The sequence below is a fragment of the Pradoshia sp. Z4_20 genome (assembly GCF_058216035.1).
Genome location: NZ_JBZAJD010000002.1, coordinates 377,016 through 392,080, shown reverse-complemented (window position 1 = coordinate 392,080; position 15,065 = coordinate 377,016). Strand labels below are relative to the sequence as shown.

Sequence of the window (15,065 nt, the reverse complement as noted above, 5' to 3'; positions counted from 1 at the left end):
ATGAGTAGACTAAATGATTTATCAGTAGATACAGTAAAGGGGATAGGACCTGAATCCGCTCTGCAGCTTAATAATCTTGGCATTTATACAGTTGCGGATTTGCTTGAATATTTTCCGTATCGCTATGAAGATTTTCGAATTAAAGATATCGTGGAAGCAGCCCATGATGAACGTCTAACGATTGAGGGTGTTATTCAATCAGCCCCAAATTTAACCTATTTCGGACGAAAAAAATCCCGCTTAAATGTTAAACTTTTAACGGGACGCCACATTATTACTGTTACATTCTTCAATCAACCCTATATGAAAAACAAATTAAAACTGAATGAAACGATAACGGTAACAGGGAAATGGGATAAAAACCGTTTAACCCTGACGGCATCTGAATATAAACTGGGTTCAGAGGCGAGGGAACAGGAATTTGAACCAGTTTATCATACAAAAGGTGATATCTCTGTCAAATCACTGCGCAAATGGATTAAAAATGCGTATCTTGCTCATAGAGAAGATCTTGTAGAAATTTTACCTGAACATTATCTTACCCAATATAAATTACCGGAAAGAGGTCTTGCTTTACGTTACTTGCATTTTCCTCAGAACGCCGCTGAAGTAAAGCATGCACACAGGAGATTTGTCTACGAGGAATTTTTATTGTTTCAAATTAAAATGCAGGCCCTTAGGAAAGTTAAAAGGGAAAATTCAAATGGACAGTCTCATATGTACGATAATACGAAATTGAAGAAGTTTATCGCTTCTTTACCATTTGAGCTGACAGATGCTCAAAAAAAGGTCGTAAATGAAATTGCGCAGGATTTACGGTCTCCTTATCGTATGAATCGACTGCTCCAGGGGGATGTTGGTTCTGGAAAAACGGTAGTGGCAGCAATCCTTCTTTATGCTGTAGTGACTGCCGGGTATCAAGGCGCCTTAATGGTACCGACTGAAATTTTGGCAGAGCAGCATGCCAATTCCCTGTTTGAACTTCTGCAGCCCTTTGGTGTAAATGTAGCTCTGCTAACATCGAGTGTGAAGGGAAAACGCCGGAGAGAAATGATGGAGATGCTTGAACAAGGTGAAATCGATATATTAATAGGAACACATGCTTTAATACAAAAGGATGTTAATTTCAAAAACCTCGGCCTTGTCATTACAGATGAACAACATCGGTTTGGTGTGGAGCAACGTCGTATATTGAGGGAAAAAGGGGAGAGTCCCGATGTATTATTCATGACCGCTACGCCTATTCCCAGAACTCTTGCGATAACGGTGTTTGGTGAAATGGATGTATCAATCATTGATCAAATGCCATCTGGAAGGAAAAAGATAGAAACGTATTGGGCCAAGCATAATATGTTAGACAGAATTCTGGCATTTATGAGCAAGGAATTGGACAATGGACGGCAGGCATATGTGATTTGTCCACTGATTGAGGAATCAGAAAAGCTGGATTTGCAAAATGTATTGGATGTTCATACGGCTATGACACAGTATTTTAGCCCGAAATATTCTGTTGGGCTTATGCATGGTAAGCTCCATTCAGATGAAAAGGATGAAATCATGCGCGGTTTCGGAAATAATGATATTCAAGTCCTCGTATCAACGACCGTCGTGGAAGTGGGGGTGAATGTGCCTAATGCGACTGTGATGGTGATTTATGATGCCGAAAGATTTGGTTTGTCGCAGCTTCATCAATTAAGAGGCCGTGTAGGACGGGGTGCAGAACAATCCTATTGTATCTTAATAGCAGACCCAAAAACAGAGGTGGGAATTGAACGGTTGAATGCAATGTGCGATACAACTGATGGTTTCGCATTGAGTGAGAAGGATTTAGAGTTAAGAGGACCAGGGGACTTTTTTGGCAGAAAGCAGAGTGGGGTACCTGAATTTAAGATAGCAGACATGGTGCATGACTACCGCGCGCTTGAAACGGCCAGGAAGGATGCTGAAGAATTAATTTCCGGAAATGAATTCTGGACTGACGAAAAGTATAAATATCTAAGAGATTATCTGGCTGGCTCTGGGGTTCTAGAGGGAGAGAAATTAGATTGATTAACAGATTGCATGATAACCCGAAAAATTCTTGCAATCTGGTTTTTTAAATTATATACTACTATTAGTACCTAGTCATAATACTTCGGAAGGTGAAGGTTTTTGAAAAGAAACAAGAAGGATAGACAAGCTATATTAAAGGATATGATACAGGATAATCCTTTTATTACCGATGAGGAATTGGCTGAACAATTAAAGGTTAGTATCCAAACGATTCGTCTGGATCGCCTCGAACTATCCATCCCGGAATTGAGAGAAAGAATAAAGTCTGTCGCCGAGAAAAGAATGACAGACGAGATTAAATCTTTACCTGTTGATGAAATAATCGGGGATATTATTGATCTTGATTTAGATAACAGTGCTATTTCCTTGTTGGATATAAAACCTGAACATGTATTTAAGAGAAATAAAATAGCCAGAGGGCATCATTTATTCGCACAAGCCAATTCATTGGCCGTTGCGGTAACTAATGAGGAACTGGCGTTAACAGCAAAAGCTGCCATCCACTTCACAAAATCTGTGTATGAAGGCGATCGTGTGATTGCCAAAGCCAAGGTTATTGAAGTGGATAACGATAAAGGAAGATCCCTGATTACTGTGCATAGCTATGTAGGTAAGGAGCTTGTATTTAAAGGGGAGTTTTCCATGTACCGAACGACTACAGAGAAAAAGGATGAACAAGAATGAAAATTGCATTAGATGCTATGGGTGGAGACCACGGACCAAAAGAGTCTGTGAAAGGCGCAGAAAAAGCGATTAAATCTTTCCCGGAACTAGAAATTATGCTTATTGGCGATGAAGCTGAAATTAAAAAGCATTTAACTTCAGATGAACGGATAACCATTATCCATACGAATGAGGTTATAACTGGTGATGATGAACCGGTAAGAGCCGTGCGAAGAAAGAAAAATGCCTCTATGGTACTTGCTGCTCAGTATGTAAAAGATGGACAGGCCGATGCGTGCATCTCAGCAGGAAATACGGGAGCTCTAATGGCCGCAGGTCTCTTTGTGGTTGGAAGAATTGATGGAATTGATCGACCTGCACTTAGCCCAACATTACCGACAATTGATGGAAAAGGATTTGTTCTGTTGGATGTGGGAGCCAATGCTGATGCGAAGCCGGAGCATCTTTACCAATATGGCTTGATGGGGTCTGTTTATGCTGAGAAGGTCCGCAATATTGAAAAACCGCGAGTTGGTTTATTGAATATTGGTACCGAGGATAAAAAAGGAAATGAGCTTACCAAGCAAGCATTTGCTTTATTGAAGGATGCTGACTTTAATTTTATCGGTAATGTGGAAGCTCGGGATTTGTTAAATGGAGTAGCTGATGTTGTCGTAACCGACGGGTTTACCGGAAACATGGTTTTAAAAACAACTGAAGGTACGGCTTCTGCTTTATTTAAAATGTTAAAAGAAGCGATGATGGTCGATCTAAAGAGCAAACTGGCCGCAGCTGTTTTAAAGCCAGGGTTTAAAGAACTGAAAAATAAGCTGGATTACTCTGAATACGGTGGTGCAGGTCTATTTGGATTAAAAGCTCCTGTCATAAAAGCACATGGTTCCTCAGATGCAAATGCATTCTATAATGCCATTCGTCAGGCGAAAATCATGGTAGAACATCATGTTGCAGAAACGATTCATGAGGCAATAAAATAAACGAAGAAAAGGGAACGAATGTAAGGGGACGAATAGTAAGGGGGATATGATGACTAAATTTGCTTTTATTTTTCCGGGTCAGGGCTCACAAACTGTAGGTATGGGAAAAGATGCTTACGACAATTATCAAAATGTGAAAAATCTCTTTTTAAAAGCAGATGAATGCTTGGTTGAAGAGTTCAGTAAGCTTATTTTCGAAGGACCGCAAGAGAAATTGACACGTACATACAATGCTCAGCCGAGTCTGTTAATTACAAGTTTAGCGCTTCTTAGCGTATTTCGTGAAATGTCTGATTTAAAACCTGATTATATGGCAGGCCACAGCCTGGGTGAATATACGGCTTATGCTGCAGCTGGGTCCATTCAATACGAGGATGCGGTAAAACTCGTACGAAATCGAGGCTTATATATGGAGCAGGCTGTTCCATCTGGGATAGGCACGATGAGTGCTATTCTTGGTATGGATGAGTCAAGTCTAGAAGAAGTAACGAAAATGATAACGAATCAAGGTGAACCTGTACAATTAGCAAACTTAAATTCCCCAGGCCAAATTATTATCTCTGGAACAATGGATGGGGTAAGATTGGCAGGAGAGCTTGCAAAGGAAAAAGGAGCAAAGAGAGTGCTTCCCCTGGAAGTCAGCGGTCCTTTTCACTCTTCGTTGATGAAACCCGCAGCGAGTAAGCTTGCGGATACACTCAATACAATAGAAATTAGGACTCCTGATTATCCAATCATATCGAACTATACGGGAACCCTAGCTGGAACAGGTAATGAAATAAAAGACAGTCTGGTCAAACAGCTGTATTCTCCAGTGAAATGGCAGCAATCTGTTGAGTATATGATTCATGAAGGTGTGACAACCTTTATCGAATTTGGTCCTGGAACTGTTCTTTCAGGCCTAGTTAAGAAAATCAACCGCGGTGTTAAAGTATACTCAGTCAAAGATATTGAATCATGTAAAAATGTGGTCAGTTCACTTGATGCGGAGGTTAAAGCAAATGGGTAAATTGGATGGGAAAATTGCGCTTGTGACGGGCGCATCTAGAGGAATCGGTCGTGCCATTGCTATTGCTCTGGCAAAAGAAGGGGCTTCAGTTGCTGTTAATTATGCCGGGAACAGCGAAAAAGCTGAAAATGTTGTTAAAGAAATAACGGAGATTGGCAGAGAAGCAATATCCATCCAGGGGGATGTGACAAATGCTGAGTCTGTTACTGATATGGTGAAAATTGTAACTGAAAAATTTGGCAAGATTGATATTTTGATAAATAATGCAGGAATCACACGTGACAATTTGTTGATCCGTATGAAGGAAGATGATTGGGATTCTGTCATCAATACAAACTTAAAAGGTGTTTTCCTTTGTACAAAAGCTGTATCCAGGCAAATGATGAAGCAAAGGCAGGGACGGATTATTAATATTTCGTCTGTGGTGGGTGTGAGCGGAAATGCCGGTCAGGCCAATTATGTAGCTGCTAAATCAGGAGTCATAGGGTTAACCAAAACATCGGCTAAAGAATTGGCAACACGTGGGATTACTGTAAATGCGATTGCCCCTGGATTTATTGAAACAGATATGACCAATGCATTAACGGAGAATGTTGGAGAGCAAATGTTGAAGCAAATACCATTGGGCCGATTTGGTAAGCCGGAAGACGTGGCTAAAACAGCTGTTTTCCTGGCTGCGGAAGATTCCGGATATATTACTGGCCAAACGATTCATGTCGATGGCGGAATGGTTATGTAATAACTCAAAGATTGAATATGTCGATTAACCCTTGTACAATATACTAGATGCAATCTTGAAGGGAGGTGAAGTTGTGTCAGACGTATTAGAGAAAGTATCTAAAATAATCGTAGATCGCCTTGGTGTAGATGAATCCGAAGTAACACTTGAAGCTTCTTTTAAAGATGATCTTGGTGCTGATTCCCTTGATGTTGTGGAATTGGTTATGGAACTTGAAGATGAATTCGGTATGGAAATTTCAGATGATGATGCTGAAAAAATTTCAACAGTTGGCGATGCTGTGAACTACATAAAAAGCCAAAACTAATTAGTTCTTATGAAAAGCTCCGTATAAATACGGGGCTTTTCATGCTATTATAATAAAAGCCTGTATATATCAAAGAATTTCGTTATCAATTTGTACCTTTTCCAATTCTTTGGATTTATATATACTAAAATGTGAGAAACTTTTTAGTCAGATTTAGCAGGGGGTCAATATGCAGAAGAGTAAAAGAAAGATAAACAATGATGCAGATTTTATCGCATTTCAGGATCGGCTTGGTGTTTCATTTGAAAACATCAATTTATTAAAACAAGCATTTACACATTCATCCTATGTGAATGAGCATCGTCGCAAGCCATATGAAGATAACGAACGATTGGAATTTTTGGGGGATGCGGTATTGGAATTGACTGTATCACAATTTTTATACAAAAAATTCAATACGATGAGTGAAGGAGAATTAACAAAGCTTAGAGCTGCTATCGTTTGTGAGCCTTCACTTGTTAAGTTTGCCACTGAATATTCCTTTGGTCCTTTAATATTACTTGGAAAAGGGGAAGAAATGACTGGAGGAAGGGAACGTCCGGCTCTTCTGGCAGATGTCTTTGAGGCTTTTATCGGGGCATTATATTTAGACCAGGGGTTAGATGTCGTAATTGAGTTCCTCAAAAAATCAGTCTATCCAAAAATAGATAACGGTGCTTTTTCTCATGTGATGGATTTTAAGAGCCAGTTACAGGAATTGGTTCAGAAAGACGGAATTGGTACATTGGAATACAAAATTCTTAATGAAAAAGGTCCTGCACACAACAGAGAATTTATCGCCAGAGTATCCTTGAATGGGAAGGAATTTGGAGCAGGTAAGGGCAAATCGAAAAAAGAAGCAGAACAACATGCTGCGCAGCAAGCATTGATGCACTTGCAGAAAAGCAGTAAATAAATGATTAAAAGGCAGTTGGGTACCATGTCAGAAGATAAACAATTGTTTTTGAAACGATTGGATATAGTAGGTTTCAAATCTTTTGCTGAACGCATTTCCGTTGAATTTGTTTCGGGCGTAACTGCTGTAGTAGGTCCGAATGGAAGCGGAAAAAGCAATATCACAGATTCAATCCGTTGGGTGTTGGGTGAACAATCTGCAAAATCGTTGAGGGGCTCCAAAATGGAGGATATTATTTTTGCTGGAAGTGACTCCAGAAAGGCTCTTAACTTTGCAGAGGTTACCCTTACATTAAATAATGAAAGTCAGTTCCTTCCGATTGATTTCCATGAAGTTAGTGTCACAAGAAGGGTGACCCGTTCTGGTGACAGTGACTTTTTCATTAATAAAAAACCATGTCGTTTGAAAGACATCGTTGATTTATTCATGGATTCAGGACTTGGGAAGGAAGCTTTTTCAATTATAAGCCAAGGGAAAGTAGAAGAGATTTTAAGCAGTAAAGCGGAGGAACGCCGCACTATATTTGAAGAAGCAGCTGGTGTATTAAAATATAAAACAAGGAAGAAGAAAGCGGAGGTTAAGCTTGAGGAAACAAGGGCTAACCTGAACCGTGTTCATGATATTTTACATGAACTGGAGGGACAGGTGGAGCCACTCAAGATACAGGCATCCATTGCCCGCGATTATCTTCAGCAAAAAGAGGAACTTGAGGAATTTGAAGCTGCCTTGCTTGTATATGAAATTGAAGTCCTTCACGAAAAATGGACTTCATTATCAAAGCAGCTTGAAGAGCATCAAGTAAAGGATTCTGAATTCAGTTTATTAATTCAGAAAAAGGAATCCGCAGTAGAAGCGACTCGCTTGCAGTTGACTGAGCTAGATAATCGTATTCAGTCTTTACAGTCTACTTTGTTATCTGTCAGTGAAGAACTTGAAAAGGTAGAAGGCCGTAAACAAGTTTTAATTGAAAGAATGAAGAATGCAAGCCAAAACAAGCAGCATCTTGAAAAAAGTCTGCAAAACTGGCGAGATAAATTGATTCAGGTCTCACGTATCCGAGATGAAAAAGTGGGTACATTGCATCTTCTTCAGGCAGAAACGAAAAACTTTAAACAAAAATTACAGGAAAAACAAAATTTGCTTAGTAACTTTGCGGGAGACCTGGAAGCTAAAATTGATGCTCTGAAAAGTGAGTATATTGAACAGTTAAACCAACAGGCTGCGGCGAAACATGAGCTGACCTATTTAGAACAGCAATTAAGCCAACAGCAAAGTAAGCATGCAAAATTAGATCTTGATAATGGCAAATTATTGTCTTCTAGGGAACAGGTGACGGCTCGCTTGAAAGAAACGGAAATCCGACTCCATGCCGTTCAGCAGGATCTAGAGAATCAAATTTATCGTTATCGTGAATTACAGCATTCGCATGAAAATTTAAAAACCCAATATGAAAAACAGGAAAAAACTCTTTATCAGGCATATCAATATTTGCAAAAAGCAAAATCAAGAAAAGAAATGCTTGAAGAAATGGAAGAGGATTACTCCGGATTTTTCCAGGGTGTAAAAGAAATTCTTAAAGAAAAGAATAAAAACTTACATGGAATTGAAGGCGCTATTGCTGAGTTACTTAATGTGCCGAAGGATTATGCGGTTGCCATTGAGACTGCTCTGGGTGGAGCCCTGCAAAATATTGTGGTGGAAGAAGAACATCATGCACGTACAGCGATTGCTTTCTTAAAACGCAATCGACTTGGAAGAGCTACGTTCTTGCCTTTATCCACAATAAAAGGTAAGTCTGTCCCTTCTCAGGTTATACAGACTGCTGGGTCTCATCAGGCTTTTATTGGGCTTGCTTCTAATCTTGTTCAGTATGATGAGAAGTATAAAGAAGTCATGACGAGTCTTTTGGGAAATGTTTTTATTGTTCAGGATTTGGTCGGAGCTAATGAAATCGCAAAGCTTACAGGATATCGATATAGAATTGTTACCCTGGAAGGGGATATTGTCAGTCCAGGTGGAGCAATGACAGGTGGAGCGAACAGACAGTCGGGTTCATCTATTCTTTCACGTAAGGGAGAAAAAGAGGAGCTTGTTGAAAAAATCGCCCAAATGGACGAGCAGACAGCCAAGCTGGAAGCTCATGTAAAGAAAATAAAAGCCGATTTGGCTGATTCTGAGAAACAAGTCACCCGTCTTCGTGAAGCTGGTGAAACGCTTCGTTTGAATGAAGAATCTATTAAAGGGCAAATAAGAGAGCTGCAGCTTGAAGAACGCAATGTCAATGAACGATTAACGATTTATGATATGGAAAAATCGTCACTTGATGAAGAACGCCATATGAAAGAAAGTCGTATAAAGGAATTGGTAAACAGTCTCTCCTCCTATGAACAATCCATTAAACAAATGGATGCTGATATTAGCAGGTATACCGAGCAAAAGCAGATGGATCAATCTAGCAAGGACTCCCTTGTAGAGGAATTGAATGAATTAAAGATTCAATTAGCATCAAAAACCGAACAGCTTCAGCATCAGCAAAATGAAGTAGAACGGTTGACATCAGAATTAAATGAGGTAAAACAAAACATTCGTGATAATGAAGAAGATCTTTCCCTGTTAAATGGTGAAATGTCATCAAGCTCCACGGGTGAAACAAATCTGGAACAAACTGCAGCAGAGAAGCTAGAACAAAAAGAACAAGCGGTTCGTGAAATTGAAGCTTCACGAGCAAAGCGACAGGAACTATTAGAGCTTGTTGAAGAAAATGAAATGGAACTAAAAGAGTGGAAACGCCAGCATAGAGGGTTATCAGAAACATTAAAAGACGAAGAAATCAAACTCAATCGTTTAGATGTGGAAATGGATACCCGTTTGGATACGCTTCGCGAGGAATATACACTCACCTTTGAAGCAGCTAAAGAACAATATCCACTTACGATTGAACCTGAAGAAGCAAAACGGAAAGTGAAATTAATTAAGCTTTCTATCGAAGAGCTTGGTACAGTGAATATTGGTGCGATTGAAGAATATGATCGCGTTTCGGAGCGATATGAATTTTTAACAGCTCAAAGAGATGATTTGCAGGAAGCAAAAGATACATTGTTTGATGTGATTGATGAAATGGATGAAGAAATGAAGCGCCGTTTCGAGATTACCTTTAATGCAATTAAAAAAGAATTTAATTTGGTGTTCCCTTCCCTGTTTGGCGGGGGTCGAGCAGAGCTCAAGTTGACAGATCCAGAGGACATACTAAATACCGGTGTGGATATCATTGCACAGCCTCCTGGTAAAAAGCTGCAAAATCTCAGTTTATTATCAGGTGGGGAACGTGCACTAACAGCCATCGCTCTCTTGTTCGCTATTTTACGCGTAAGACCGGTTCCGTTTTGTATATTGGATGAAGTGGAAGCGGCGCTTGATGAAGCAAACGTGTACCGTTTCAGCCAATACTTAAAGCAATTCAGTAAAGAAACGCAATTTATCGTAATCACGCACCGCAAGGGAACAATGGAAGAAGCGGACGTCCTGTATGGTGTTACCATGCAGGAATCAGGAGTTTCGAAGCTTGTTTCTGTCCGGTTAGAGGAATCAAAGGAATTAATTGAATCAACTTAAAGGTGGTAAATACATGAGTTTTTTTAAGAAGCTAAAAGAAAAATTTAGTGAACAAACAACTAGTACATCTGAAAAGTTTAAACAGGGATTGACTAAAACAAGAAATTCATTTTCCGAAAAGGTCAATGATTTAGTTGCCCGCTACAGAGAAGTGGATGAAGACTTTTTTGAAGAGCTTGAAGATGTCATGATTCAGGCGGATATCGGTGTTGAAACCGTAATGGAATTGATTGATAAGCTGAAATTTGAAGTGAAACGCCGCAATATAAAAGATACAAAAGATGTACGAAGCGTTATATCTGAGAAGCTTGTTGAAATTTATCAGGCTGGTGAGGAGAAATCCAATGCTGTAAACATTCAGGAAGATCAACTGACAGTTATTCTGTTTGTAGGTGTGAATGGTGTGGGTAAAACGACAACGATTGGAAAACTTGCTCATAAATATAAGAGTGAGGGTAAGAAGGTCCTTTTGGCAGCGGGAGATACTTTCCGTGCCGGTGCGATTGAACAATTAGAAGTATGGGGCAATCGGGTTGGTGTAGAGGTCATTAAGCAGGGAGCAGGTTCAGATCCAGCTGCTGTTATGTTTGATGCTGTGCAGGCTGCTAAATCACGTAAAGCGGATATCCTTCTATGTGACACAGCAGGAAGACTTCAAAACAAGGTTAACCTTATGAAAGAGCTTGAAAAGGTTAAGAAGGTTATTGAACGGGAAGTACCGGGTGCGCCGCATGAAGTGTTGTTGGTTCTCGATGCCACCACTGGACAGAATGCGTTAATTCAAACCAAAACATTTAAGGAAGCCACAGATGTTTCCGGGATTGTATTAACAAAGCTAGATGGAACAGCGAAAGGCGGAATTGTCATTGCCATTCGCAATGAGCTCGGCATTCCAGTTAAATTCGCTGGCCTGGGTGAGCAAATGGATGATTTACAGGAATTCGATGCAGAACAATTTGTATATGGATTATTTGCCGAGTTAGTAGATGAAGCAGAAGAGTAAACCATTATTTTGAAGGGAAGAGCCTGTGTTTATACGGGCTCTTTTCTCTTTTACGGAGTCTATGTCGTAATTTTAGAGGATTTTTAGACAGGGATAATCATTCGGGAAAAGGCAGTTGGTTCGAAAGGAGCAAGGATAGAAGAGATTTACCATTGGCGTCACCTTAGATGAATCTATCTTTTTAAATAAAAACTGCGCTCTTTTGCATGTGTTTTTAAAACTGAAATATGACAGTAAAGCATTGGTAATACAAGCCTTGCCTCTTCAGGAAAGGGTTCTTGACATTCTTTGATTTTCCGATTAAACTTGTATATTGTAAAGGTATTTCACTTAACAGAGTTGGAGGGTCAGTAATGCTCGAGAAAACAATGCGGATGAATTACCTATATGACTTCTATCAATCATTGCTGACACCAAAGCAAAAAAGTTATATGTCTCTTTATTATCTGGACGATTATTCCCTGGGTGAAATTGCCGATGAATATGAGGTGAGCCGCCAGGCCGTTTATGATAATATTAAGCGAACAGAAGCGATGCTTGAAGAATACGAGGCTAAGCTTTTACTGTTTTATAAATCACAGGAACGCAGCCTTTTGCTCAATAAGTTAGGAAGTTTAACAGAACAGATGAATGAAAATGATGTTAAAGAACAACTGATTGAGATTATAGCATCTCTTGAAAAGTTAGATTAGGAGGCGGCATAATGGCATTTGAAGGTTTAGCCGACCGACTGCAGGGCACTTTGCAAAGAATCCGAGGCAAGGGTAAAGTGACGGAAGCTGATGTAAAAGAAATGATGAGAGAAGTAAAGCTCGCACTTCTTGAAGCAGACGTTAACTTTAAAGTAGTTAAGGATTTTATCAAACGTGTCAATGAAAGGGCTATTGGTCAAGAAGTTTTAAAGAGCTTGACACCTGGTCAACAGGTAATCAAGGTCGTTAAGGAAGAATTGACGGAATTAATGGGTGGCGAACAAAGCAAGATTGCTGTTTCAAATCGTCCTCCAACTGTTATCCTTATGGTTGGTTTACAGGGTGCCGGTAAAACAACAACCACAGGTAAACTGGCTAATCTGCTTCGCAAGAAATATAATCGTAAACCAATGCTAGTTGCAGCCGATATTTATCGTCCCGCAGCAATTAAGCAGCTTGAAACTTTAGGCGGTCAGCTCTCTATGCCTGTCTTTTCTTTGGGAGATCAAGTAAGTCCTGTAGAAATTGCCAAGCAAGGGGTTGCCAAAGCTAAAGAAGAGCATTGCGATTATGTTTTAGTCGATACAGCAGGGCGTTTGCATATTGATGAAAATCTGATGGGCGAATTGGCTGAAATTAAAGAAGCTGTAAAACCAGATGAGATTTTCTTAGTTGTAGATGCCATGACAGGACAGGATGCAGTCAATGTAGCTAAAAGCTTTAACGACCAACTCGAAATCACCGGTGTTATTTTAACCAAATTGGATGGAGATACACGCGGTGGTGCAGCATTATCCATTCGTTCAGTAGCTGAAAAACCGATTAAGTTTGTCGGTATGGGTGAAAAGATGGATGCATTAGAGCCATTCCACCCGGAACGAATGGCTTCAAGGATTCTAGGGATGGGCGATGTTCTCACGCTGATTGAGAAGGCCCAAACTGATGTTGATGAGGAGAAAGCACGCGAACTCGAGAAGAAGATGCGTACAAACTCTTTCACATTTGATGATTTCCTCGAACAGCTAGCACAGGTCAAAAAAATGGGACCGCTGGATGACATTTTAAAAATGCTTCCAGGTGCAAACAAAATTAAAGGGATGAACAATCTTTCCATTGATGATAAGCAAATTGCTCATGTTGAGGCAATCATTCAATCAATGACGAAGAAAGAGAAGGATCAGCCTGAAATTATTAATGCCAGCAGACGTAAACGGATTGCTAAAGGAAGCGGAAGACCGATTCAGGAAGTAAACCGACTTCTAAAGCAATTTGAAGACATGAAGAAGTTGATGAAGCAAATGACTGGCATGCAGCAAAAAGGTAAGAAAAAAGGCGGCTTTAAGCTACCTTTTATGTAAAAAAATATGGGTGTTAAGAAAAAACACTTTACAAGGGTATATTGATTTGGTAATATACTATCTTGTGTGATACTATTCGGAGGTGCAAGTATAAAATGGCAGTAAAAATTCGTTTAAAACGTATGGGAGCTAAAAAGACTCCTTTCTATCGTATTGTAGTAGCAGATTCTCGTTCTCCTCGTGACGGTCGTTTCATTGAGACAGTTGGAACTTACAACCCAGTTGCAAACCCAGCTGAAGTGAAAATTGACGAGGAACTTACTTTACAATGGCTTCAAAATGGTGCTAAACCATCTGACACAGTTCGTAACTTGTTGTCAAAAGAAGGCATCATGGAAAAATTCCACAACGCGAAGCAAAGCAAGTAATATAAAGGTCCGTTATGATAGAATTGATTGAAACAATCGTAAAGCCTCTTGTCGATCATCCGGATGACGTGACCGTAGCAATGGATGAACAAGCCAATAAGATTGTTTTTACCCTGTCGGTCAATAAGAAAGACATGGGGAAGGTAATCGGCAAACAGGGGCGTGTAGCTAAAGCTATTCGAACAGTAGTGTATACTGCTGCATCCAAGAATGACAAAAAAGTCTATCTGGAAATACGCGATTGAAAAAAGGAGGGAGCAATCCCTCCTTTTTCTTATATATTCATGCATACTCACTAAGGGCTGAGCAAGAGGGCAAGGAGATGAGGTAACGAAGATGTTGCCACAGGATGTGGCGTTTTTAGTCTTCGTTCCTTGAATTAGGCCCTTCAGCTTTTGGTTGTCATCCAGCTTCATGAGCTAGGAGCTCGGGACATAAGCATAGCCTCTACAGGAGGGCAACAGGATGTTGGACACAAAGACGTTGCGACACGATGTGGCGTTCTTAGTCTTTGTACCTTACCCCCCCCTTCCGAGCCTCTGTCTTATGCTCCTCACTCCTGGGCGAGCTCTTTCAGCTTTTGGTTGTCATCTAGCTTCGACGGCTAGAAGCTCAGGACATAAGCATGGTCTCTTCGGGAGGGGAGAGCGCCTCCCTCCGAACCCCTGTCTTATGCTCCTCGCGGGCCTACAGGATGTAGGTCATGAAGACGTTGCCACAGGACGTGGCGAATTTAGTCTTCGTTCCTTGAATATGGGCCCTTCAGCTTTTGGTTGTCATTTATTGTGGTTCGGGATAGTATTAAGTTATGAATTATGAGGGTTTTGGGTTGGTTTTAGAGTGAAGTTTATAATCCATACATAGTACCGTGATTTGAAAGTAGCTATAATGATGATGAGTTGATAAGTTTCAGGATTTCTTCAGTACCGTAATACAATTGGTGGATTGGTATGTATGAAAGAGGTGCCATAATGAAAATACTTCAAAATGTTATAGTGAAACAGGTATTAACTGAGAAGAGTAAAATACAGCTGTTGGAGCAGTTTGAATATAAAAAAAGCGTTTTGAATAAAGAATGTGATCAATTGCGCTTTGAATTAAAGAAGCTGGAAAAAACAAAGAAATTTCAACCCGCAAGCTTAAAAACGCATTTTGAGAAAGAAATCGATATGCGTAAGGAAAAAGTGAAGCTGCTGGACTTTCAAATTCAACAGCTTGATATTCTCCCCTATGGGAGTGAATTAAAGGAACGAGAAGTTCAGGCAATAATTGATGTTGAAGTCGGGCAAAATTGGGAAGAAGTTGTACAAACTAAAACCATCATTATTAAAGATGGAATCATTGATGAATTTAAATAGAGGTGAACAGAAAG

At 40.0% G+C, this 15,065-nt stretch carries 14 protein-coding genes; all 14 read left to right on the top strand.

Annotated features, from left to right (window positions below; genetic code table 11):
* The 14 genes from recG (at position 1) to AC4BHP_RS07805 (ending at position 15,051) form a co-directional block, all read left to right on the top strand.
* Entirely contained in the window at positions 1–2,049 is a 2,049-nt protein-coding gene (gene recG, locus AC4BHP_RS07870) for an ATP-dependent DNA helicase RecG (RefSeq protein ID WP_139891266.1), read from the top strand.
* A 102-nt stretch (positions 2,050–2,151) separates the two neighbouring features.
* Positions 2,152–2,736 (top strand): transcription factor FapR, encoded by a 585-nt coding sequence (gene fapR, locus AC4BHP_RS07865; protein ID WP_066100552.1) that lies wholly within the window; start codon positions 2,152–2,154, stop codon positions 2,734–2,736.
* On the top strand, positions 2,733–3,710 hold the full coding sequence (gene plsX / locus AC4BHP_RS07860; RefSeq protein ID WP_139891265.1) for a phosphate acyltransferase PlsX: 978 nt from the start codon (positions 2,733–2,735) through the stop codon (positions 3,708–3,710). The genes fapR and plsX overlap by 4 nt, the downstream gene beginning before the upstream one ends.
* Before the next feature lie 49 nt (positions 3,711–3,759).
* Positions 3,760–4,719, top strand: a complete 960-nt coding sequence (fabD, locus tag AC4BHP_RS07855) for an ACP S-malonyltransferase (protein WP_490551822.1) — start codon at positions 3,760–3,762, stop codon at positions 4,717–4,719.
* Positions 4,712–5,458 carry a 3-oxoacyl-[acyl-carrier-protein] reductase gene (gene fabG / locus AC4BHP_RS07850; RefSeq protein WP_066100536.1) on the top strand — a complete coding sequence of 249 codons (747 nt, stop codon included), beginning with the start codon at positions 4,712–4,714 and terminating at the stop codon, positions 5,456–5,458. Before fabD ends, fabG begins: the two co-directional genes overlap by 8 nt.
* A gap of 73 nt (positions 5,459–5,531) precedes the next feature.
* A complete protein-coding gene (locus AC4BHP_RS07845; protein ID WP_066100531.1) occupies positions 5,532–5,765 on the top strand; it encodes an acyl carrier protein in 234 nt (77 codons plus the stop codon).
* Between the two features lie 169 nt (positions 5,766–5,934).
* Positions 5,935–6,660 carry a ribonuclease III gene (rnc, locus tag AC4BHP_RS07840; protein WP_066100529.1) on the top strand — a complete coding sequence of 242 codons (726 nt, stop codon included), beginning with the start codon at positions 5,935–5,937 and terminating at the stop codon, positions 6,658–6,660.
* 42 nt (positions 6,661–6,702) lie between these two features.
* A complete protein-coding gene (gene smc / locus AC4BHP_RS07835; RefSeq protein WP_148630228.1) occupies positions 6,703–10,272 on the top strand; it encodes a chromosome segregation protein SMC in 3,570 nt (1,189 codons plus the stop codon).
* Positions 10,273–10,285: 13 nt separating this feature from the next.
* On the top strand, positions 10,286–11,275 hold the full coding sequence (gene ftsY / locus AC4BHP_RS07830; RefSeq protein WP_066100527.1) for a signal recognition particle-docking protein FtsY: 990 nt from the start codon (positions 10,286–10,288) through the stop codon (positions 11,273–11,275).
* Between the two features lie 353 nt (positions 11,276–11,628).
* Entirely contained in the window at positions 11,629–11,967 is a 339-nt protein-coding gene (locus AC4BHP_RS07825; protein WP_066100523.1) for a putative DNA-binding protein, read from the top strand.
* An 11-nt stretch (positions 11,968–11,978) separates the two neighbouring features.
* A complete protein-coding gene (ffh, locus tag AC4BHP_RS07820; RefSeq protein ID WP_066100520.1) occupies positions 11,979–13,325 on the top strand; it encodes a signal recognition particle protein in 1,347 nt (448 codons plus the stop codon).
* A gap of 95 nt (positions 13,326–13,420) precedes the next feature.
* Positions 13,421–13,693, top strand: coding sequence for a 30S ribosomal protein S16 (gene rpsP / locus AC4BHP_RS07815; protein ID WP_066100518.1), 273 nt, complete (start codon positions 13,421–13,423; stop codon positions 13,691–13,693).
* A 14-nt stretch (positions 13,694–13,707) separates the two neighbouring features.
* Positions 13,708–13,938: a KH domain-containing protein gene (locus AC4BHP_RS07810; protein ID WP_066100515.1), complete on the top strand. Its 231-nt coding sequence runs from the start codon at positions 13,708–13,710 to the stop codon at positions 13,936–13,938.
* 726 nt (positions 13,939–14,664) lie between these two features.
* On the top strand, positions 14,665–15,051 hold the full coding sequence (locus AC4BHP_RS07805; RefSeq protein WP_066102285.1) for a YlqD family protein: 387 nt from the start codon (positions 14,665–14,667) through the stop codon (positions 15,049–15,051).
* Positions 15,052–15,065 lie beyond the last annotated feature (14 nt).